Annotated in this window: 22 protein-coding genes and 1 tRNA gene; 4 read left to right on the top strand and 19 right to left on the bottom strand. The window is 68.1% G+C overall.

All coding sequences use genetic code 11. The annotated features are described in order from the left end of the window. The first annotated feature begins 305 nt into the window (after positions 1-305). A tRNA-Arg gene (locus tag AW27_RS21800) sits at positions 306-378 on the top strand. A gap of 166 nt (positions 379-544) precedes the next feature. On the opposite strand, the gene AW27_RS21795 is transcribed toward AW27_RS21800, so the two are convergent. The 6 genes from AW27_RS21795 to AW27_RS21770 all read right to left on the bottom strand — a co-directional run bounded on the left by AW27_RS21795 (position 545) and on the right by AW27_RS21770 (position 6,292). Beyond that, positions 545-1,939 carry a tyrosine-type recombinase/integrase gene (locus AW27_RS21795; RefSeq protein ID WP_037923621.1) on the bottom strand — a complete coding sequence of 465 codons (1,395 nt, stop codon included), beginning with the start codon at positions 1,937-1,939 and terminating at the stop codon, positions 545-547. Then, positions 1,939-2,136, bottom strand: coding sequence for a helix-turn-helix transcriptional regulator (locus AW27_RS21790; RefSeq protein ID WP_031145497.1), 198 nt, complete (start codon positions 2,134-2,136; stop codon positions 1,939-1,941). Before AW27_RS21790 ends, AW27_RS21795 begins: the two co-directional genes overlap by 1 nt. Before the next feature lie 509 nt (positions 2,137-2,645). Beyond that, positions 2,646-4,121 carry a hypothetical protein gene (locus tag AW27_RS21785; protein ID WP_037923611.1) on the bottom strand — a complete coding sequence of 492 codons (1,476 nt, stop codon included), beginning with the start codon at positions 4,119-4,121 and terminating at the stop codon, positions 2,646-2,648. A gap of 1 nt (position 4,122) precedes the next feature. Next, the gene (locus AW27_RS21780) at positions 4,123-4,965 is read right to left on the bottom strand and encodes a bifunctional DNA primase/polymerase (RefSeq protein WP_037923607.1); all 843 of its coding nucleotides are present in this window, start codon (positions 4,963-4,965) and stop codon (positions 4,123-4,125) included. Further along, positions 4,962-5,600 carry a class I SAM-dependent methyltransferase gene (locus AW27_RS21775; RefSeq protein ID WP_172671348.1) on the bottom strand — a complete coding sequence of 213 codons (639 nt, stop codon included), beginning with the start codon at positions 5,598-5,600 and terminating at the stop codon, positions 4,962-4,964. Before AW27_RS21775 ends, AW27_RS21780 begins: the two co-directional genes overlap by 4 nt. Beyond that, positions 5,597-6,292 carry a DNA cytosine methyltransferase gene (locus tag AW27_RS21770; RefSeq protein WP_037923605.1) on the bottom strand — a complete coding sequence of 232 codons (696 nt, stop codon included), beginning with the start codon at positions 6,290-6,292 and terminating at the stop codon, positions 5,597-5,599. The genes AW27_RS21775 and AW27_RS21770 overlap by 4 nt, the downstream gene beginning before the upstream one ends. Positions 6,293-6,395: 103 nt before the next feature. Between AW27_RS21770 and AW27_RS21765 the strand changes: the two genes are divergently transcribed. After that, positions 6,396-7,340 (top strand): HNH endonuclease signature motif containing protein, encoded by a 945-nt coding sequence (locus tag AW27_RS21765; RefSeq protein WP_078556654.1) that lies wholly within the window; start codon positions 6,396-6,398, stop codon positions 7,338-7,340. Between the two features lie 191 nt (positions 7,341-7,531). Here AW27_RS21765 and AW27_RS21760 read toward each other — a convergent pair whose 3' ends face one another. The 9 genes from AW27_RS21760 to AW27_RS21720 form a co-directional block, all read right to left on the bottom strand. After that, positions 7,532-8,020: a hypothetical protein gene (locus tag AW27_RS21760; protein WP_037923603.1), complete on the bottom strand. Its 489-nt coding sequence runs from the start codon at positions 8,018-8,020 to the stop codon at positions 7,532-7,534. Between the two features lie 223 nt (positions 8,021-8,243). After that, positions 8,244-10,352, bottom strand: coding sequence for a hypothetical protein (locus AW27_RS21755; protein WP_037923601.1), 2,109 nt, complete (start codon positions 10,350-10,352; stop codon positions 8,244-8,246). Then, complete coding sequence (locus AW27_RS21750; RefSeq protein WP_037923598.1) at positions 10,352-11,980, bottom strand: hypothetical protein; 1,629 nt, start codon at positions 11,978-11,980, stop codon at positions 10,352-10,354. The genes AW27_RS21755 and AW27_RS21750 overlap by 1 nt, the downstream gene beginning before the upstream one ends. Before the next feature lie 83 nt (positions 11,981-12,063). Further along, on the bottom strand, positions 12,064-12,303 hold the full coding sequence (locus AW27_RS21745; RefSeq protein WP_052030856.1) for a hypothetical protein: 240 nt from the start codon (positions 12,301-12,303) through the stop codon (positions 12,064-12,066). A 25-nt stretch (positions 12,304-12,328) separates the two neighbouring features. After that, complete coding sequence (locus tag AW27_RS21740; protein WP_037923595.1) at positions 12,329-12,667, bottom strand: RRQRL motif-containing zinc-binding protein; 339 nt, start codon at positions 12,665-12,667, stop codon at positions 12,329-12,331. Further along, the gene (locus tag AW27_RS21735; RefSeq protein ID WP_037923593.1) at positions 12,667-12,891 is read right to left on the bottom strand and encodes a hypothetical protein; all 225 of its coding nucleotides are present in this window, start codon (positions 12,889-12,891) and stop codon (positions 12,667-12,669) included. Before AW27_RS21735 ends, AW27_RS21740 begins: the two co-directional genes overlap by 1 nt. Further along, on the bottom strand, positions 12,888-13,901 hold the full coding sequence (locus tag AW27_RS21730; protein WP_037923590.1) for a hypothetical protein: 1,014 nt from the start codon (positions 13,899-13,901) through the stop codon (positions 12,888-12,890). Before AW27_RS21730 ends, AW27_RS21735 begins: the two co-directional genes overlap by 4 nt. Continuing rightward, entirely contained in the window at positions 13,898-14,173 is a 276-nt protein-coding gene (locus AW27_RS21725; RefSeq protein ID WP_037923588.1) for a DUF6303 family protein, read from the bottom strand. Before AW27_RS21725 ends, AW27_RS21730 begins: the two co-directional genes overlap by 4 nt. Then, positions 14,173-14,436 carry a DUF6284 family protein gene (locus AW27_RS21720; protein ID WP_037923585.1) on the bottom strand — a complete coding sequence of 88 codons (264 nt, stop codon included), beginning with the start codon at positions 14,434-14,436 and terminating at the stop codon, positions 14,173-14,175. The genes AW27_RS21725 and AW27_RS21720 overlap by 1 nt, the downstream gene beginning before the upstream one ends. A gap of 682 nt (positions 14,437-15,118) precedes the next feature. On the opposite strand from AW27_RS21720, the gene AW27_RS21715 reads away from it, so the two are divergent. Both AW27_RS21715 and AW27_RS21710 read left to right on the top strand, forming a co-directional pair. Continuing rightward, complete coding sequence (locus tag AW27_RS21715) at positions 15,119-15,889, top strand: helix-turn-helix domain-containing protein (protein ID WP_037923582.1); 771 nt, start codon at positions 15,119-15,121, stop codon at positions 15,887-15,889. Further along, complete coding sequence (locus AW27_RS21710; protein WP_037923580.1) at positions 15,886-16,359, top strand: NUDIX hydrolase; 474 nt, start codon at positions 15,886-15,888, stop codon at positions 16,357-16,359. Before AW27_RS21715 ends, AW27_RS21710 begins: the two co-directional genes overlap by 4 nt. Here the strand turns inward: AW27_RS21710 and AW27_RS21705 are convergent. The 4 genes from AW27_RS21705 to AW27_RS21690 all read right to left on the bottom strand — a co-directional run bounded on the left by AW27_RS21705 (position 16,347) and on the right by AW27_RS21690 (position 20,533). Next, positions 16,347-16,916, bottom strand: coding sequence for an HD domain-containing protein (locus AW27_RS21705; RefSeq protein ID WP_172671347.1), 570 nt, complete (start codon positions 16,914-16,916; stop codon positions 16,347-16,349). The genes AW27_RS21710 and AW27_RS21705 overlap by 13 nt on opposite strands. An 11-nt stretch (positions 16,917-16,927) precedes the next feature. Then, entirely contained in the window at positions 16,928-17,374 is a 447-nt protein-coding gene (locus tag AW27_RS21700) for a GntR family transcriptional regulator (RefSeq protein WP_037923576.1), read from the bottom strand. 199 nt (positions 17,375-17,573) lie between these two features. Further along, positions 17,574-19,859, bottom strand: coding sequence for an NACHT domain-containing protein (locus AW27_RS21695; RefSeq protein WP_304949893.1), 2,286 nt, complete (start codon positions 19,857-19,859; stop codon positions 17,574-17,576). Beyond that, positions 19,778-20,533, bottom strand: a complete 756-nt coding sequence (locus AW27_RS21690; RefSeq protein ID WP_304949892.1) for a hypothetical protein — start codon at positions 20,531-20,533, stop codon at positions 19,778-19,780. Before AW27_RS21690 ends, AW27_RS21695 begins: the two co-directional genes overlap by 82 nt. Positions 20,534-21,037: the final 504 nt, after the last annotated feature.

Genomic DNA, 21,037 nt, shown 5'->3' with positions numbered 1-21,037 from the left:
TTTGAAGCTTATACGCCCTCTGCGCGCCGACGGCGACTCGGACGGGATATTCCGGGCACGGCGGACGAGTGGGGCGCAGGCGTGGCGCAGGCATAACGAGTGCACAACACCCACGGCGGCGCGGCGCAAAAGCGATGCGCGAATCGCACCTGCCTGCGATTATCGGGACCGCTTCACCGAACCTCCACATCGTGGCACGCGGGTGAAGCAACCGGGACAAGGCAACCGGAGCCCTATCCTTGACCCGGCACGGACCGAAGTCCCACCCCCACCAGGGGCTCCAGGCCCACCAGGGTCACCTTCCGGCCCCCGTAGCTCAGTGGATAGAGCAGGTGCCTTCTAAGCACTTGGCCGCAGGTTCGAGTCCTGCCGGGGGCACAAATGTGAAGACCCTCCTACGGGAGGGTCTTTTTGCTGGTCAGGCCCATTTGGTGGCACGCGGAGCAGTCACCTCCGGACCTCCTCAGCGGGTGCGAGGAGGTCCAACGGTGTCCGGCTGGTACCGGGTTTCTGCGGGTGGCTGCGGAGAATACGCGGTGAAAAATCAGGCCCGGGGCGCGGCCGGGTCGGGCAGCTCCCCCGCCCTCTCGATCCGCTGCTTGAGGTCGTCAAGCTGCCCGTTGATGCACCGTGCGTACGTGGCCAGGAGTACGGGGACGCTGTTGCCCGCCCACTCGGCCACGTCCGCGGCGGGGACGCCGGCATTGAGCCAGTTGGTCAGGCAGGTGTGCCGCAGGTCGTAAACCCGCCGGGCGAGAGGTGACTCGTATTCGTGGGCCGGAAGAGCCACCATTCGGGCCCGTCGCCAGGCCCGCCGGATGACCGAACCTGCCAGAAGTCCTCCGTTCTCCCCCTGGACCAGGAGGTCACCGGCCTTCAGCCCCTCCTTCTCGATGTGGGCACGGAGGATCCGAGTGAGGGCCGGGCGGCAGGGCACCGTACGCATGTCGTCGGCGGCCCGCCCCTTGAGTCCCCGCAGCTCCCGGACCTCACCGGTGTCCGTCCACTGCCGTCCCACCTCGGGCTGAGCGGTATGGATCAGCAGCTCGCCCCACTGATCATCGGCATCCGGGCCGGGCAGCCGGACGTCCGCGACCTTGAGTGCCACGACTTCTTCGGGCCGAGCGCCGGCGTAGTACATCGTGGCGAAGAAGGCGTGCAGCCGCCGGCCGCCCCTCGGCCGCGCGTGAATCCAGGCGAGCAGCGCGCCGGCCTGCTCCTTGTTGAGGAGGGACCGCTTGTCGACGGCGGAGGAGGTCTTGGCCGCCGTGGTGCCCTTGCCCTTGGGCAGCAGGTTCTCCCTTAGCACCTTCCTCTTGATGGCGTGCTCGATCAGGACATTGAGGACCCGCTTGTTCCGCCTGACCGAGCTGGGTGCCGCAGCGGTGCCGTCGAGTTTGGTCCCCGCGGAGCGCAGCAGCGCTTCGACGGTCCCCTCGTCCTCCCAGGCCACCATGGTGAGGCTGTTGCGCTGCACCCACCGCAGGATCACAGCGATCTCCGGCGGTGCCTCGTCGCGCCGGCCGGTGTTGAAGGCGTACTCGCGGAGGGCCCGGCGGACGTCCACGCCGTCGAACATGGTCGGTTTGCTGCGGAGCAGGGCCACCGTGACGGGGGTGAGCGCCTTTGCCACGTTGCGCCGGTTGTTCGCGGACGTCCGCTCCCACAGCTGGTCGACGAACTGAACTGCGAAGTCGTACCACTTCACGCCGGCCGCGCCGGATTGGTACGAGACGGGAAGCCCCGTGGAAAGGCTGAACGCCTCTCCCTTGCGGGCCGCGGTCACGAGACCCGAGCGAAAGGACTCGGCGAGCGGGCCCGTGGCGAACGGCTTCCGCCACTCCCTACCCGCCAGCTCCCAACGGACGGTGTGGGTGGTCTTCTTCTTGCCCTCGTATACCGAGGTCTTCCACAGCTTCACGTCGTACGTCGTGTCCATCAGGCAGCGTCCTCGCACTCGTTCAGCCAGATCTCCAGGTCGGTCCGGCGAACGCGAAGGTCACCGTTCGGCAGCTTGATGCAGCGGGGAGCCCGCCGCTTCTGGCGCCAGTCGTAGAAGGTGGAGCGGGAAATGCCGAGTTCGTCGCACAGCTCAGGAACGGTGAGCATCACGCGGGACGCGGGCGCGGCAGGCATGGGTTCCCTTCTCGGAGCGAAATTTGGGGTCACGAATGTGGTCGGGAGCGGGCCTCAAGGCCCTGGCAGGCGGACGCACCTGTCCGACCTTCGGATTTCTGCGTCATCGCGTCACCTACGTCATTCAGCGCGCTGACCTGTGGTTTTGGGTGACATAGGGGGTGGGCGTGCGTCACCGGTCTGCGTCACCTGTGTCATCGGGTGACGCGGGGCGGTGACGCAGGCGACGCGGGGTGACGCAGCCGTGGGCTGTCTGCGTCACCCGCGTATCCGCAGGTCGCACGCGGTTTTTCGGCTGGGGGTGACGCGGGTGACGCAGGCCTTCCCTTCTTAGGAAAAAAAGGGGGCGTGTCTGTTGTGGTGCGGTGCGCCTTCAAGCGCGAAGAGGGGGCCGCTGCGCGGCACGACCCTTGCAGCGGCGGCGAGCCGCCGGAACAGCAAGAAGAGCACGCGCCGCCGGGCGCCGGGTGCTTTTCTTGCTCGTGCGGGAGCGAGCCCCGGGGCGTGGGCTAGAACGCCTCTGCCTGCTCGTGTGGCGCCGGGGCGGCCGGGCGGGTCATTTCGATGAAGCGGGCGGCTTTGGTGCGGCCCCAGTCGACGAGGACGCCGCGGGCAGCGAGGGTGGGCTGGAGCCGCTTGAGGCGGTCGGAGAGGACTTTGCCGGTGGTGGGCCAGCCCTTGGGCAGGGGCCGGAAGTCGTCGCCGGTGTAGAGCTGGGTGAGGGCGTGCAGCCACTCGGCGGAGGTCATCCGCACTTCCTGGCCGGGGTCGAGGCCGGCGGCGTGCTTGAGGACGGTCTGGGCGAGGAGGTCGCCCTCGATCACGTCGTCGTTGAGGTCGTCCAGGGTCGCCCGGTACGCGGTCAGGGAGGCGAGGCCGGTGGCCACATCGAGCTGGGCGCAGAGGTGGGCGAAGTCTGCCATCCGCAGGTCTGTGGGGATGTCGGCTTGCGTGGAACGGACCTTGACGGTCAGGTCCAGCAGGGAGCCGAGGATGATCGGCAGCTTGCTCTCGTACTCCGCCCACAGCTCCGCTTCCGTCCTGCGTACGCGCGGCCGCTCCAGGCGGAGTGGCAGGAGGCGTTCGGCGAGGTCGGGGCGGATCACTCCGACGTCGATGCCGGTCAGCAGGAGCGGGCGGCGGTAGCGGGAGAGGTAGACGTCTCCGTCGCTGAACAGCGCGCGCTTAACGCTCTCGGCGCCGGTCACGATGCAGCACATCAGGTCGGAGAGGTCCGGCGCCAGGTGGGAGAGGTTGTCGAGTGCGGTGACCCATCCGGCGGCGACGGCCGTGATCAGGTTCTCCTCATCCTTCGGTGCCCGGCGCAGGTCGCCTTTCATGCCCTCGATGATCCGCACCAGCATCCGCCCGCCGGTCGACTTGCCGGCGCCCTGGGGGCCGGTGAGGAAGGGGGCGGGGACGGGCACGGACGGCTCCAGGCAGCCGATCAGCCACGCGATGGCCAGGCACTCGCTCTCGGCGCCTGCGAAGTTGCACAGCCGCAGCAGAGCGTCGATGCCCTTGCCGTCGGTGTCCTTCTCCGGCAGGGGGAGTTCGCCGGTGAGTTGGGTGCGGCGCCAGCACACTTCCCGCGGGTCGGGGGTGAGGATGTCCCATCCGTTGGGGTGGATGCGCACGGACTGGCCATCGTCGCGGCCCAGGTCCAACCACGTCGCGCCGTCCAATCCCGGGGCTACCCGAATGTGGGTGGCCTGCACGTCCTGGCTGAGCGCGAGTGCTTCGATCAAGTCCAATGCCTCCTTGAGAGCGGAGCCGTTGAAGGAGCCTTTGCCGTCGTTGTAGAGACCGACCATGAGTTCCTGCCGGTGGCTGCCCGTCGTGCCCTGCGAGCGGATCGGCCGGGCTACGGGGTGGCCGTTCTTCTGCGCGTACACGGTGCCTTCGGTGGTACGGAAGTACCGGAAGTGCTCCTGCGCGTAGTCGGTGATGATCTGCCGGGCCGGGGTCTTGTCCTCGTCGGTCACGTCACATCCCCAGCTGAGTACGGGCGTTGGTCCAGGCGTCCTCGCAGTGCCCCAGCGACTCGCCCCGGGTCTGCGCGGCGGCGAACAGCCGGCCGATGTGTGTCTCGGTGAGGCAGCCGCACCGGCCGTGTGCGGACAGCACCGCGAGGAACATCCGGAATACGGTCCGGTGAATGCCGTCCGGGGCGTCCTCGATCCGCTGCTCCGCCATGGCGATGCCGCGTTCCAGGTAGGCGGGCGAGCGATGGGGGCACTGCCCGCCACCGGCCGGCGCCGAAACGGTCGGGGCGCTCGTTGCGGGCCGGGCCGCGGTGGGCTCCTTCACTGCAAGCGCGCGCACGGCATCCGGGAGGGCCGTCATGGTGCCGGTGCCGGGGCCGAGCCAGCGGGCGTAGGACATCAGGGACTTGATATCGACGCCCGGGCGTACGGCGTTGGGGGAGGTCATGGTGCCCAGGTAGATCCAGTGCTCTCCGCGGGTGCTGGGCACGGTTCGCGTGGTCGGCAGGTTGTGCCGGGCCCATCCGATCGCGTCGGCGTTGTCGAGGTCGACCACGGTGACCCCGGTGCCGCCCGGGTGGTAGGCGACGGCAGCAGCTTGCCGCCAGGCCGGGGCCCAGGCGGGCGAGGTGAGAACCGCCGCGTCGGCGGTAGCCGCGGCCCAGGCGTGGCACGGCGCCGGGCACTGGCACGGGCCCGGGGTCTTCATGTTCGGCCGGCCACCGCAGGCGTTCTTCCGGCAGGCCCTGCAGTTGCCCACGGGGCTCTTGCCCGCCCGCAGCGGCAGCACGGGAATGCCTCGCTCGGCCAGCCAGAGCGCGGTACGCAGGTACCCGGTGGTCATGCGGCTGCCTCCTGCCGGTTGTGGGTGAGGTACTGGGTTGCGATCCAGTGGGTGTAGGCCGGGGGGACGGCCTGGCGGGCTTCGGTCTTGTTCATCCAGGTGCAGCCCATGGCGTCGGCGTAGGCGCGTTCGCCCTTGTGCTCGAAGGCCAGCAGGTTCTTGTGGTGCCAGCACGGGGGCAGGAGGTCTCCTCCGCCGCCCCAGGAGGTTTCGAAGGTCCGATGGCGGCGGACGTTGAGCCCGAACTGCGACCCACACAGCACGTAGTCCGGCCGAAGGGGTGCTTCGGGAACGTTCTCGATCACCCACGGGATCCCGGACGCCTGGAGCCGCCGGCGGCCGGGGGTGAGGAGGTCGGGGTGCTGGTCGCGGGCGCCGCGCCAGGCGGTGACGCGGGCGAAGTGCTGGCAGGGCCATGAGGCGTGGATGAGGTCGAAGCCGTCGAGGGGAAAGGTGAGGGCGTCGGCCTGGTGGAAGGTGAACGGGTAGTTCGGCTGGGGCCGGTTGTCGACACCCACGACGTCGAATCCGGCGAGGTAGTAGCCCATGGACAGGCCGCCGGCACCGCAGCACAGGTCCAGCACGCGCAGGCCGTTCGGCCGCCGCAACGGCAGCACCATCGGGGAGACGCTCATGCGGCCACCTCCAGCGCGGCCGCGGAAAGCTGGGCGAGGGCGTGGGCGCCGATCCACTGGGTGTAGGCCGGGGGGATGCATTCGCGGATGCCGTCGCGGTTCATCCACGGCACGCCCATGACCTGACGGGCGAGGGCGACGCCGGAGAAGTTCCCGACGAACTGCCCGTACCAGCCCCCCGGGACAGGGCGGCCCATCTTGGCCTGAGGAACCGTGTGGGCGGGGTGCGGGAGCGGGGTGAGGGTGAAGCCGCCGCCGGTCTCGAAGTAGCGGTGCCTGTAGGTCCGCAGGCCGAACATCGCCCCGCACAACATCACGGGCCGGTTGAGTTTGTGGGCGGCGCCGCGGACGTTCTCCATCACCCACGGACGGCCCGTCGCTTCGAGTGCGGCGCGGGTGGGGGCGATCAGGTCGGGGTGGTCGTTGTTCTGGATGCGCTGGCAGTCGGTGTCGTGCTGGCAGGGCGGGGAGGCGTGGATGAAGTCGAAGCCGGCGCCGTGCTCGCGGATGAAGGTGACGGCCTCGGCCTGGCGGAAGGCGAGGGGGTAGTGGGGCTGGGGGTCCTTGTCGATGCCGGTGACGTCGAATCCGGCCTGCTGGTAGCCGGTGCCGGCGCCGCCCTGACAGCAGAACGCGTCCAGTAACAGCGGCCGGTGCCCGGATCCTCGCGGGCTGTCGGTGCGGTGGGTCATGCTGGTCTCTCCAGTTCTCTCTTGGACTGGGTGAAGGGGCAGCCGCGGTCTTTGGCGAGAGTGGCGGCTGCCCCGGTCTTTCGGTGATCGAAGGGGGCGGGCTTTGACGACGGCGTGGCTGGTGCTGGCAGTGGGCGAAGAGCGGCAGCACGGGGGGAACGACGGGTACGACGACGACCCGTCGCAGCACTACAGCTGGGACGACACCGTCCCCAACCACGCGAATCTGAAGGTGGGCGACGTCATCGCCCTGTGGGACAAGAAGGAGCTCCTCGGGCTCGGCGTGATCTCCGAGATCGAGACCGGGAGCGAGGTCAAGACGCTCTACTTCTGTCCGGAGTGCAAGCGGGCCGACTTCAAGCGCCGCAAGAAGCTCAAGCCGACCTGCGTGTGCAACAAGTGCGGCGCGCAGTTCGAGGAGCCGGGCAGCAAGACGAAGACGGTCGTCACCTACCGATCCCGGCACGGAGAAGTGTGGATGGACGGCCGCGGCCTGCTGACCGGCCCGGAACTGCGGGCCCTGTGCGACTCGCCCCGCTCACAGCTCAGCATGCGCCCGGCCAGGTGGGAGAAGCTCCGCGACGCCCTCTTGGCCCTCGAAGACCTCGACACGGACGACGAGCATGCCGGCGGGGACACGGTGCGCAGGCCGATCGCGGGCGGGCACCGGATGGCGAACGTGAAGACCCGGCAGGGACAGCCCGCCTTCCGCAAGCAGCTCCTCAAGGACCACGGCCAGGTCTGCGCGTTCACCGGCCCCGCCCCCGCCGCCGCCCTCCAGGCAGCGCACCTCTACAGCTTCGCCGAGGAGAGCGAGCACCACGACTGGGGCGGGCTGCTGCTGCGCAACGACGTCCACAGCCTCTTCGACCGCGGGCAGATCGCCGTCGACCCCGACACCGGCCTGATCGACGTCGACGAGGAACTCCTCTGCTACCCGGCTTATGCCGAGCTCCACGGGAAGATCCCCCGGGCCAGGCTGCGGCCCGAGCACGAGGTATGGCTCGCCGCCCACTGGCGCACCCACCGGACCGCCACCACCCCGTAAAGGGTTCCCTCAGTGGCGGGCGTGGCCGGTGGCCAGGCCGGCCAGCCGCTTCGCCTCGTCGGGGGCGACGCGACTGTAGCGGACGGACACCCGGCAACCGGGTTACGGGCAGCGGACGGTGCGCGTGCCGGTGATCAGGGCGACCGCGTCGGCGACGCGCTCGGGCAGGGGCTGGGGTATGTGGTTGCCTTTCAGCGGTTGTTGAGGGTTCCGGTGGCGCGGCCGAACATCCCGGACGCGGTGATGTTCTGGGTGATGTGCTGCACCGGCCCCCCGCCCCGGCCGCGGCTCGCGCGGAGGACGAGTGGGGCGAGGGCGCCGGCGGCGATGAGGGCGACGGTGGCCCAGAGGGCTTCGGCCATGGCGAGGACTCCGGGTGCGGCGTAGGAGATCCCGAACCCGGCCGCGGCGATCCCGCCGCCCAGGGTCGGAGCGAGGAGCGCGGTCGTCCTGGCCCACCGCGGAATCGACTCCCGGACCAGTTCCGGTTCTGCGGCCGGTGCGGGGTGGGGGTGGGTGTAGGCCAGGGTGCGGACCCCGTTCGGGAGGGTCACCCAGTCGACACCAGGCGGGATGTCCTGGGGCAGCAGGACGGTGTGCGGCTCGACCGGCCGGAGGCGGTGGATGGGGTCGCCGTAGCGGGTGGCGGGGGTGAGCGGCTGGTGGGGTTCGGTGTGCACAACGTGGTCCCTTCAACGGGACGGGCACCACACCTAAACGTTGTGGTGTGGTGCCCGTGCGGCTTGTCGTGTGGCTTGTCGTCCCGCTTGTCGCGTGCCTTGTCTTGTCGCTTGTCTTGTCGCTTGTCTTGTCGCTTGTCGCCCCCGAGGTCAGAGCCCGTTTCCGGCCCTGCAGAGGCCCGGGAAAGCGCTCTTGCTGGTGGGGTCGACAAGCGACAAGGGGTCATGCGTCGGGGGTGTGGGTGTGGTGGACGTAGCGGGTCTTGGTGCCCGCCCCGATCCGCACGGCGAGCCCCTCGTCCGCCCACTCCTGGAGCCATCCGTTGATGGTCTGCCGGTTGGTGCCGTGGGCGTCGGCGAGGGCTCGGGCGATCGCCGATGCCCCGGTGCCTTCGGGCCCGGCCGCTTCCAGGGCGGCGAGGGCTGCCTGGCGGGCGGCGTTGTCCTGCTCGCCCCGCAGCGCGGACAGGTTCAGCCCGCCCGGGGCCGCCTTCGGCGCCGGAGTGGATTCCGTTTCCGGGTCGGGGGCGGTGGCGAACTGTGCGTCGATCTGCGCACGGAACGCCTCGGCCAGCCGCTCCTCGTCCGACGCGGCCACGGCGGTCTGCCGGTGGGCGCTCAGGTTCAGCCCGCCCGCCGGCGCGGCGGTCGCCGCCGTGCCGCTGGTGGTGTCGGTGTCGTCGGGGGTGTGGTCGTTGATCCAGGCGGTGCGGCCCGCGTCCCAACGGCGGGCGTAGTCGGGCCCGGCAGCCTTGGCGGAGACGTCGTCCAGACGGGGGTGCCGGTCGGAGGTCGCCAGGACGATGTCGCGGATCTGGGCGGGTTTGATCCGCCAGGACTTGAACAGGGCGGCCGGGGATTCGGGGGTGCCGAGGAACCCTGAGCCCTTGTAGGGGGCCTGGTCGATGCTCAGGCCGCGGCGGCCGGGGAAGAGCTTGGCCAGGTCCATGCCCTCCTTCTCACCACCGGTCAGCGCGATCCTGACCTTGGCTTCCCGGCGGATCATCAGGTTGCCCAGGACGGTCCCGGTGGCGCCGAGCGCGGTGAGGAACGTGCGCAGGCCCATGGCGCGGGAGATCCGGATGACCTCCAGGATCTTCGCCGCGAGTGCCTTCATGGCCTTGTCGCTGGAGGCGAGGATCTCGGCGCCCTCGTCGATGATCAGCATGATCTGCGGGATCCGCGGGCTGATGGGGAGCAGGTCGGTGTCGGCGTCGGCCATGAGCTGCTGGTAGGCGACCTTCCGCCGTTTGGCGATCGCGATCGCCGCGTCCAGCATCCGGTGTGCCTCCTCCGGGGTGGAGGCGAGCCAGTCGATCCCGGGCCGGACGGCCTGCCCGTTGTCGGTGGGGGTCATGGCGGGGCGGACCCAGGGCAGGCCGGCGGATCCGGCGTTGAGGTCGATGACCCAGCCCAGCATGTCCTCAGCCCGCGCCACCGCGCCGATGAAGGTGTGGACGAAGTTGGTCTTGCCCGATCCGGTGGGGCCCACCGCGATCGCGCACTGCTCGCGCAGGAACGCGTCCGCCGGGCGCCCGTCGGTCCGCACCCCCAGCGGCAGCCCGGTGTGGACCGACAGGGGCCCGTAGTCGGTCGGGTAGGCGATGTCCTCGGCCAGGACGTTGACGGTCGTGACGTCGATCAGCACCCGGCCCTGATTGATGCCGGCGGAGGCGGCGGCGGTGCAGCCGTTCGGCAGCCGGGCATCCGCGGACAGGGCGGCGTTGTACTGGGCGACCTTGTGCCAGGTCGCCCCGCCGGGCGGGAGGTCGGCGTCGATGGTGAAGCCGGTGTTCGTCGGCCACACCTCCACCGCCAGGACCCGCAGCGTCAGCCCGCACACCCGCTGCACCCGGTCCACCCACTCCGCGGCGATCGCCCGCCGCTCGGCCGAGAGTTCGCGGGCGACCTGCCGCTCGGCCACGGCGATGGCCTCCAGCTCCCGGGCCTCCTCGTAGAAGCCGACCGAGCGGGCGGCCGCGCCCATGCCGACGCCGAGGACGGCCAGGGCGCCTAGCTTGGTCCACTCCAGCGGGCCGGTCGCCAGCGCCCACGTGGTCCAGCCGGAGCCCAGGAGCCAAGACGCCGCGCGGGAGGTGATGGTCCGGCCGGCCAGCCTCTGCCGCAGCCCCGAAGCCGTGTGCCCGATCGCACCGACGGTGCCGACGGCGAGGGCCCAGCCGGGCGGCATGTGCGCGAGCGTCCCGACCGTGGCCACCGCGTACGCACCGGTGGTCGCGGACAGGGCGCCGGTGATGGGCCCGTGGCTGGCGGCCCAGTCCAGGGCCAGGCCCCGATGCTGGACCGTCTTGCTCTCGGTTTTGCTGGGCATCAGACGTTCCATCCCTTCTCGGCGTCGGGGCCGTTGCGGGGGTCCTCGTGGCGGGCGATGTCGGCCTCATGGACCGCCCGGAACAGCGGTCCGAGGTCCTCGGCGACCGCGGTCGCGGAGTTGAGGGCGCCGTAGATGTCGGCGAACCCGTCCGCGACCTCCTTCTCCAGCGGGAACTCGGAGTCGGAGCGCTCGGCGAGGATCCGCATGATGTTCGCGATCGACCCGAGGGCCTCGGGAAGGCCTTCGACCATGGCAAGGATCTCCATGGCGCTCTCGGGCTCGTAGGCCTGCGCGGCCTGCTCCATCTCCGCGGCCAGTTCCTCGAACCTGAACCCAGACGTGCTGCTGTCCATCAGCTGTGCTCCTTCACCAGTGGGTGGTGCGGGGGTGGGGTGCTCGGGCCGCTCGGCACGCTCGCCGAGCCGATCGCCCTCCAGGTCCTGCTCCAGTTCGGCGTCCGCCTGCTCCTCGGCGGCCCGCTCGGCGTCCTCAAGCCCGTTGCGGATGCCGGCGTCCCGTTCCTCCCGCTCGGCGCGGGCGCGGCCGATCAGGAAGCGGTACAGGCGCCGACCGGGGTGCTGCAGCCACGCCCACCGGAGCTTGCGGCCGAGCGGCGTGGTCACCATGCCCAGCAGGCCGAGCGCACCGCCCAGGGCGGCAGCCAGGGCCCGCCGAGCCTGGAAGCGGGCCTTGGAACGCAGCAACGCCTTACGAGCCGCCTTCTGTGCGGGCGCTTTGAGCTGCGCGACCCGCGCCCGGCGGGCCGCCTCGCGGACACCCGTCCGGCCGCCTGCGACGGCCCGCCCGGCGGCCCGGTCCCGTGCGGTGCGGGTGGCGGCGGTGGCCTTGTCCCGGACGGCCGCGGCCTTGCTCATGCCCTTGGCCAGGGTCCGAACAGCAGGTCCACGGGCCTTCGGCCCGGCAGCGGTGGCCGCTCGGTCGGCGGCTTTCGCGGCGCGGCGGGTGTCGGCGACCTGGCGGCGCGCCTGCACCGCCGCCGTACGCGCCGCGGCCCGGGTCGGGGACTGGGTGCGGGCCTGCTGACGCAGCGCCTGCACCTGACCCGCCCGGCCGCCGGCAAGGCCACCCGCCGCGTGAGCGGCACGCTGCCGGACCGACGACTTGCCCAGCTTGCTGTGCTTGCCGGCCGAACCGCCGGACCGGGCCACGCCACCCGTGCCGCCCGTTCGCTGGGTGGTGCCGCCGCCTGCGGACTTGCGGGAGCCGGCGCCGCCGCCAGGGCGGAGTGAGGTGCGGGGCTGTGCGGGGATCCGGCCCAGCGACCCGCGCCCGCCGCCGCCCGCTGTCTTGGCTGCCGCCGGGGAGGTCTTGGCCGGGGCCTGCTTGCTGTTGTTCTTGTTGCGGTGGTGGGCGGCGGCGGTGCCCAGGACGGCCGCCCCGGTCATCGCGATCGCCGCCGCGACCGGGCCTCCGGCGAGTGCCGCCGTGGCAAACAGGCTGGCCGCCGTGTTCGTCCCCGACAAGGACAGCGGGATCACGGGGAAGCCCCCCGGGGTGTGCTCCACCTCCTTCCCCGACACAGGGGCTGCCGTTTCGGCCGGCGGGGCCGCGGCGGGGGTGGCGTTTTCGGGGGGAGCCTGCGTTTCGGTGATGGTCTCGGTCATGCTGTACGAGCCCCCTTCAGGGGATGAGGGGCCCGGCCGGTTGCTGTAGGAGGCGGTGGCCGGGCCCTGCTGATACAGGCAGGTCAAAGCTGGTTGGGCTCCAGGGCGAAGAACGCGACGGTGGCGCGCTCCAGGTCCGGGAACCGGTTGGTGACGTGCTGGCGGATGGCCACGAACACGTCGTGCCGCGTCGCCCCGGGGACCGGGTTCCAGGTGCCGTACTGCGTCGCGGCGGCGCGGCCGGGCAGCTCCAGCGTGAGAATCCACTGGTGCGAGCCCTGCGCGGCAGCGTCCGGGGCCTGGGGTGTGTTGGTCGTGGTCACGTGACTCTCCTGATGGGTCGGCTGTTCAGGCGGCGCGCTGTTCGTCGGGGTAGGCGCAGGGGGTGCACATGCCGAGCGAGGCCGGGATCACGTACCCGGCGTCACGGCGGCAGGCCGGGCACCAGCGGCGGGCGGCATTGGCCTTGGCGAGGGCCGCGGCCCGGCGGGCGGTCATCGGCCGGACCGGGCGGGCCCGGTCGATCCGGTACAGGTAGGCCACCAGCGGCCCCCGCCGGCGGCGCGGCCGCTCGACCTGGGCGACGACATCCTGTCCGCCGGGCCGCAGTCCGAGCGCGCGGAGTTGTCGGCGGGTGGCGAGTCCGTCCGGGGCGAGGCGCCAGGAGTAGACGGGCAGGGTCGCCATCAGCGGAGGCGGTGGTAGGCGCCCCGGCACGTCGCCGCGTGCCCGTTGGCGTCCTCACGGGTCATGTAGAACGGGTAGTCGGAGCGGGTCTCGCCGCACCCGTGGCAGGCCCAGCGGGCCCGGTCTTCAGTCCCCGTGACGTCGACCGCGGCGCCGACCTGGTTGTGTATCCGGATCAGCAGGTTGCCCGGCTCGGCCGGCGCGGTGTTCGGGGAGAGCTTCACTGGCTGGCTCCTTCGAGGACAGGGCGCGGATCGGGTGCGGTGAGTTCGCGCAATTCCTGGTAGCGGGCGGCGATCCACCCGGCGGACCAGCCGGTGAGCTCGATGGCCTGCCGCTGCGTCAGCCCCGCCGCGTACGAGGCCTGGACGACCTGGCGGGCCCGAACCTCTTCGAGCTTCTCCAGGGCCGGGCCCGCGGACAGCAGCTCGGCGCGCTCACGCTCCGCCCGCTCCGCCGCCTCCTGCCGTGCCTGCTCGGCCCGGCGACGCTCGTCGGCCGCGCGCTGGGCTGCGGCCTGCCGGGCCGCTTGCTCACGAGCTTTCGCGGCTTGCTCACGCTCGTGCTCACGGCGCTCACGCTCGTCCCGCGCCTCCTGCACGGCCCGCCGCGCAGCCTCCGCGCGGTCGGCCTCTTCACGGAGAATTTGGGCCCGGCGCTCATCGGCTTCCCGGGCCAGCTTCGCCTCGTGCTCACGCTGCTCACGCGCCTGCGCAGCCTCGTAGTCACGGCGTTCACGCTCCGCCCGCAGCCGGTTCTCCTCTCGCTCCGCAGCCGCTCGTACTGCCGCGTCCCGCTGGGCCTGCTTGCGTTCCTCGGCGGCCAGGACAGCGGCGGTCAGGGCCCGGCGGTAGGCCAGACCAGCCTCCGCGGTGACGATCAGCAGCAGGGGCGCGACCGCGTGGACCGCGACCCCCACCATGTCTCCCACCAGCGCGGATGCGCCGATGTTCAACAGGAGCGTCATGGCGCCAGTCATCCAGCGCAGGGCCACCGGCCACGGCCCGCCATGCCCGCCCAGCCGGGCCAGGACCGAGTCCAGGCGGACCACGATAAGCACCGCCGCGTCCACGACGAGCGGCAGAATCGGCGCCGTCCAGTCCCACGCGTCGGGGGTGTGGGCGGCCATCAGTGGCGTGACCGTGAGGATCGAGTAGAGCATCGCCCCGCTCACGATCAGCCACGTCCCGAACGCCAACGCGCGCTCCGATGAGCGCAGATGAGCATCGCTCACAATGCACCCCCCACAACCGGTTCGACGGGCGCGAGGGCGATCAGGATGACCGGCGAGGCCGGGTCGTCAAACCGCTCAGTGTCCTCGGTCCAGGACCAGGCCGCGCCGTCCGTGAGCGTGAAGCCGAGCGCGGTGAGCGCCCGTGAGCGCTCCTGAACACTCGGCACGGTCGGCCCCGTGAAGTAGTGGGTCGGCCAATGGGCCACGCTGCCGGGCAGCGCTACGAACAGGCGCCACCGGCCATCCCGGTGGACCAGGTGCGCGCCGCGCATCACGCCACCGCCGGCGGAACAGGGCAGCTCTTGTTCGCCGCGTCCCGGCGGGCCGCCAGCACCCGCCGGTGCGCCCGCCGGATCCGGCGGGCGCCGAACTCCGACGCCGGCCGGTCCAGCAGCACGATCAACGCGTCCAGCAACTCGACCTCAGCGGAGATCAGCGGCATCTCGGCCTCGATCGCGTCCAGCTCCGCGTCCGTCGGCTCCAGGTCGACCGGAAGCGGGGTAACACCCGCGTGACGTGCAACGATGGACTTCATTGGGTCTTGCTCCTCTCAGACAGGAACGGGCCCGAACAGCAGCCCTGGTGCTCCAACACCGGGGCTGCACGTCGTCGTGGAACAGGAAGAACTCCGGCTCCCTGCCACTTCGCCCGTACACGCCGAAGCGGCGGACGGGCGAAGGAGGCAACCGGCCGCAGCCTGGTAGGGCTGCGGGGGTAGGCCGCCAGCCGGGCATCCCGGCGTGTTGTGACGCGGAGGGCTATCCGTCCGTACCGGTCCAGCACGAACGGCCCCAGAGTCTTAAGCGGATCACTTCGACCTCCTACGGCGTGGTTGCGTCAAGCACTGCAAGGGGGACCAAGTCCCCACTCTCCGGCCGTTGCTCGCGGTCGCCGGGCCACCTCGCCAGTCGGGCCGAAGCCCATTGCGTCCTACCTGGCCTTTAGCGGGATTGCAGCGTCCCCGCCCTGTGGGTGTGCAGCACCTCTCGGCGGATCGGAATCCCTGGAGGTACATGTAATACTTGTTCCTCATCTTGCGGAGAAGGATTCGCGGCGTCAAGTCCCTTCACCCTTAGGGGCTGACGCTTCCGTCCGCTCGATGCGTCTTCAGCATGGCCGCTGGGGCCGAGACGTTGGACTTTGCACATGTACGACTGGTGCACGACTTCGCTACGGTGAGGTCGTACCAAGTCGTCCCAGTGCGGGGAGAGCGCGGCATGGCGAATGAACGGTTACGTGGTGCGATCACCAAGTGCGGTCTGTCGCTCGATCAAGTCGCCGAAGCGCTAGGCGTGTCAGCCAAGACGGTCGAACGCTGGATCAATGAGCCCAAGCGGCAGCCGTACCGTCGCTTCAAGTACGCCGCAGCCTCGCTCCTACAGTGCGAGATGTCCTACCTGTGGCCGGATGAGCGGACGTCGGCCGAGGTCACCGAAGCGGGGAACGCCGAGCTGGTCAGGCTCTACCCTCACCGGTCAGTGGTTCCGAACCGTCTCTGGCCGCAGCTCTACGCCCGAGCGTCAAGACATTTCGACGTGCTCGTCTACTCGGGATTCTGGCTCACTGAGGACGCGGCATTTCACCAGGTCGTCAAGGAGAGGTCGGCTGCCGGAGTCCGGATCCGCTTCATGCTCGGGGATCCGGAGTCCGCGGCTGTCGCCGTGCGAGGCGAGGACGAGGGGATCGGGGGAGCTATGGCCAGCAAGATTCGCAACGCGCTGGTCAACTATGCCTCGCTGTTCGGCCTCCCTGGTGTGGAGTTCCGACTCCACTCCACCACGCTCTACAACTCGATCTACCGGGCCGATGACGAGATGCTCGCCAACGGGCACCTGTACGGCGTCGGTGCGTACATGGCGCCGGTGCTGCACATCCAGCGCGTCCCCGGGGGCGAGCTGTTCGATGCCTACGCCGAGAGCGTCGAACGGGTCTGGGAGACCGCAAGACCCATCTCCTCGCCCACAGACCTGGGAGGTCCAGACGCATGAGCCGAATCGACTACTTCCGCGACCCCAACGCTCCTGCCGCCAACTCCGTGGTGCCCTCGGTCACGGCCATCGTGCAGGACGGCGCCGGGAGGCTCTTGGTCATCCACAAGACCGATAACAACCTGTGGGCACTTCCCGGCGGTGGCCACGACATTGGCGAGCGCGTCGGCGACACAGTTGTGCGCGAGGTCGAGGAGGAGACCGGGATCAAGGTTGAGGTGGACGGCATTGTGGGGCTCTACACCGACCCGGAGCACGTCCTCGCGTACGACGATGGCGAGGTACGACAACAGTTCTCGATCTGCTTCCGGGCCCGTCCGATAGGCGGAATCCTCCGCACGAGCAGCGAATCCAAGGAGGTCCGCTGGATTGATCCGGGGGACCTCGATGACCTGGACATTCACCCGTCCATGCGTCTGCGGATCCAACACGGCCTGGACGATTCGCGCCGTGAGCCTTACATCGGCTGAGTGGTGGCCTGGGCGAGGGACATCCGGCCTTCCACCCGCTCGGTGGCGGCGTAGATCTCCGGTGCCGCTCGCTGGATGAAGCGACCCACGATCGTATCCGGGCCGTACCGCTGCACGATCTCGTCCAGCCGGGCCGCCGGCGTTGTGTGCTCGCCGTCCGGCGTAGTCGTCATGTCCGACACGATCAGCGCATCTACAAGCTCCGGCCTCTCCAGCTCGAACTCGGTCTCCAGGTCACGCCGGAGCCCGCGCTCCTCGGCCTCCAGGAGAGCGCAGGAGTGGTGGGCCACGAGCCGGACGACGCGCTCGTCAGCTCCCTCCTGGTCGCGGAGGAACCGGGCCCCGTCGAGCGGGTGGAAGCCGGTAGCGGCGATGGAGGGGGAGTAGCCGACGTCGTGCAGAACTGCGGCAGCCTCCAGCAGCTCGGCGTCACGGCCGAGGATCGGGCTCAGGGAACGCGCCCGCTTGGCTACCCCGAGAGAGTGTGCCCAGCGGCGCGGCAGCGGTTCGGCCAGCATCGATTCGGAGAGCGAGTACGCCCACGCAGTTAGCCCCATGGATGGCAAGGCTATGACTCCTCTTGGGTGGTCGGAAGGGCGAGCACTGTTCGGCCTTTGCCGTGCACGGTGGCGAGTAGGCCGATGCCTTCCATCTGCGCCAGCGCGTGGCGTACGGCTGTCCGGGACATTCCGAAGCGCTCGCAGAGGTTCGCCTCAGACGGGTACTTGTCGCCGACGGCGAGATGGTCCTCCGTGATGACAGCGGTCAGGCGCTCAACGAGAGGCGGGACGGGCACCCGAGACACGCGCCAGCCGGCGCCCGGCACGGACGTGATCAGCTTCTCGGACTCCAGCGTCTTCAGCGCGCGACGAACGGTGTTGCGGGAGACATCGTGAGCCTGCATGAGGGCGGCCTCTGACGGCAGAGTGCTGTTCTTGGGGTGCCCCTCCTCAATCTCCTTCCGCAGCGCGTCAGCGATGAGTAGATAGGTTCCGCGCGGGCTGGCCTCCGGCACGGCACCTCCTTCCAAGGGCTTGGGTTGCTGCCAGGGTCGCACGTGACCGCTTGAGGTCGGGCGGGCTGGACGGGACTCTCGGAGGGCCGTTTCCAGATGTCATGAGCCGTGCGTGGGCCAGCATCCGTGCTCAGCGCCTTGAAAGAGAAAAGGCATAGGTCAGTACCGGACTGGCCGATGTGTCGGCGGCTTTCGTCCGTCAACACTGAGTCTCGGCTGCTGCAGACTCCGCTACAGGGATGGGCTTTCGAGTAAAACGAAGCCGTCCTTGCACCCAGGCCTCCAACAGCTCCACGACGCGTCCAGATACTTTCGTGGAACGAATAGAGCGCAACGCATGAGATACGGGCCTCTGACCGATCCTCGCTGCGTTCCATTTCTGCATCAGAAGAACGATCCGACCGTCCGCTCTGCCATCAAATGCCTGCCGCGGCCCCCCGCCGAGTTCAATCCAGGCAGCCGCGAGAAGAATCACCGCATCTCGATGCTCCTCTGGAAAGTCTGAGAGGGTTCCAAAAAAAGCCCCGAAGGCATGCCGACCGAGTTTGCCAATAGGGTCATAGTCGTACTCGGAGACGAACCAAGGAGTTTCACAGCGAGGCAGAATTACCGAGAGGTCAGAGAGACAAGTATCTAGCGCCCAATCACTCCTCGATCGGACATCGCTATACGGGTCAATCCGCATCACTACGGGTGGCCTCAGCGTCAGCGGTCCTGAATGGAACTGGAACAGGACTTCCGGCCCGTACGCGTCAATCACATGTCGAATTGGGCGCCGGCCCGCAACTGCAGCATAAAGTGCCGCCCATCCACGATGTTCCGCCAGGGAGTCCATCTCCGCCGCGAATTCGTCAAAATTCTCAGCCTCGAAGTCGTTCCAATACTCTCGAGCTTTGCTGGTCATATACGAAGCATCGTCGATCCCAGCATACGGGACAAGGGAGATACTCAAAGCCAGCGCGAGGCAGACTTCTCGGGCCTCGATTGAAGAGTCTTCGACCCGAAGGCTTGCTCGGAGATATTTGGCAACGGACGGTAGATTTTCCGAATTGGCATGGAGAACCGCCCTTACGCCACGTAGCTGCGCATACCTATCTCTCCGAAATGGCGTCCCTTCGCTCGGATTGCCCATCGCCATGGCGACACTGGCTTGGCAAATTTGACGCACCAGCGCGGGCTTGGGAACCGCGAACCCAAGAGCCCTCCCGGCAAAGGCAAGAAGATTCGCCTTTTCCTCTATGGGAGATTTCTCTGCGGCACCAATGACACGCTCCAGGAAATCATCCATACCGTCCTCGGTATTATTACCGATAATTTGGACAGCCAGCTGAGAGACTACATCCCATTCGGCATGAGAGATCTTATCCAGCAATTTACCGAACAATTGTTCGGCTGTCGGGTTTAGGCGAACAAGCTGGTTTGCCGCAAAATACTCAAGGAATGTCCTGTGCGTGAATCCATAGAGCTCTTGAGACTCGTCAGAACCAACGTTCGAAAGAACCCACGCGCGCCCGGTGCAAAATTCAACGAATTGCGTTGCCGCATTCTCTGCTTCGTCATCATCCTCGAACCTCTTCGCGAGTAGAAAATCTTTTACGAATCTAATGAGACGGTCACGAGTTAGGCCCGATCGATGCTTCGAGTCTGAGTAGATGGCGTAAGCGAGCGCGTTTATAGCGTGCTTGACGTGAGCATCAAAAGGCAGGGGTGTAACGATGCCGCGTTGCTTGTCCCACTTGTCGAACAGCAACTCAGTGCATTTCTTGTACACCTCAGGCCTGTTCGCCGGAATGTAGTTCTCGCTAGCATAGATGCCACACATAAGAGACAGCATCAGAGGGTTTTGCGTAAGGTCCGCCACAAATCTACTATCCTGAAAAAAGCTCGCAGACAATTCGACTCGGCGATTCTTCTCCAGGGTGTTATCGAGCATGAACCACTTATCGGCATACGATTTAACGCCATCGTCGTCCAACTGCCCCAATTGCACGGCGTGGAACAGGCTGGAGTCTAGAGGGGCCTCCTCGTATCCGACTTTCCTAGTCGTGACGAGTATCGGAGTCATCGGGTATCGATATGCGAACGACTCCACCAATTCGACGACCTTGCGGCGGAGGGATGTATCTATAAGTTCATCCAGCCCATCGAAAATTACGAAGGCTCTTCCGGAGGTCAAGGCGTGTTCAACAAACCCCGCCGGTGGGTCCATATTATACGGAGAGCGGCATAGCGCCTCCAAATACTGGACCATCGTCGTGTTCCCCGCTTCGAAATCACGAGTGTAGTCCCGCAGGATCACCAAAAATGGGATCCTGGCAGCCGAGGCCGAAAATCCGTCTCGGGCAATATCGTACGTGAGTTTTAGCGAGAGGGTCGACTTCCCGCCACCCGGATCTCCTAGAATTACCGTCCTGTGCGAACTCGAGATGATCGAATCAAGACCAGGCGGCGGGCTTGGAATCCTTGCTTTCCCCTGACCCTCCAACAGGGCGACAAGCGGCTGTAGGCGACCCTGCGGGTGGTTCCCGCATGCGGGAGCTTCATGGTGGCATGCATGCTCTTCGCCTGCTCTTTCAAGGAGCTTTCGAAGAGTTCGTACTTTGCACGCCCATCCGCATCGCGCACGAAATCCGAGCGCATTACGTCCGCACGCGCAAAATTGGCAGCCATGCGAACGACTGCTGCTCGGCTCTCGGCCGGTAGCTCGTTAGCTGCCTTAACTTGGTGTGTATGTTGCGAGATGGCGTCAACCAATGATTGCCAGATCGCCCCTACGAGCACATCCATGTCAATCGGGCCTGCGCCAGCGAGCAGGCTCAATGAGTCGCGGAGATTTTGTTTAGCGCTCTCCAGTTCGCTGACTTGCTTCTTTCGGCGACTTTCAGCAAACTTTTGAGCCGCAACCGACATGGCTAGCGAACCGAAGTCGGCGGAATCTAGGTAATCGATCAGAGAGCGAGTGAATTCCGCAGAAAGGTCGGACGGCGTTGCATCTGCTCCCGGATCTTCTCGCAGCCGTGCTCGGGTGGCACGATTGCGGAACCGAGACTGAAGCGATCCCAGCAACGGGCCAGAAATCAGCTTCCCCAAGGCGGTTCCGGCAGCCCTCTCCAAGACCGGCTTGGCACTGGCAAGAATCGCGAGCTCAAGACCAGACACCAATATCTACCCCACCATCTGCTGTCGCCACCATTTGAGCCACTGCCACACAGACCTGCACTACAGCAGGCTAAGGGCTCGCCTGGCCGGTTCGCAGCGACTCCGCCGACTTTCTGCAAGCGGCGCCGCCTAGCCAAACCCTTCGTTGCCTCTTCCAGTCGGCCAGGCCGACGGATAGGCAGCACCTCTGCCCCACGGATGGGGCTCGTGCTGGACTACCCGACCGGCTCCAGGGCCTCGGAGCTCACCCTTCCGGTGAATACGCGACGAGGATCGCCAGCAAGGACGCGAACGCGGACATCGCAGCAGGTCAACTGCCTGCAGTGTCCAATGTGGCGGGGTCTCTTCTAAGCACTTGGCCGCAGGTTCGAGTCCTGCCGGGGGCACATATTCTCCATCACCCGAAGCCCTCCCTCCGTGGAGGGCTTCCGTGCAGGTCGCAGCGGTCGCCCGGGCCGCCGAGGAGGGCGGTCCGCGGGCCGAACACGCCTGCGCCCGGCCGCA

The sequence above is a fragment of the Streptomyces sp. PCS3-D2 genome (assembly GCF_000612545.2).
Classification (GTDB): Bacteria; Actinomycetota; Actinomycetes; order Streptomycetales; family Streptomycetaceae; genus Streptomyces.
Note: the sequence above shows the minus strand (reverse complement) of the source record. Positions and strands in the feature narration are given on the sequence as shown.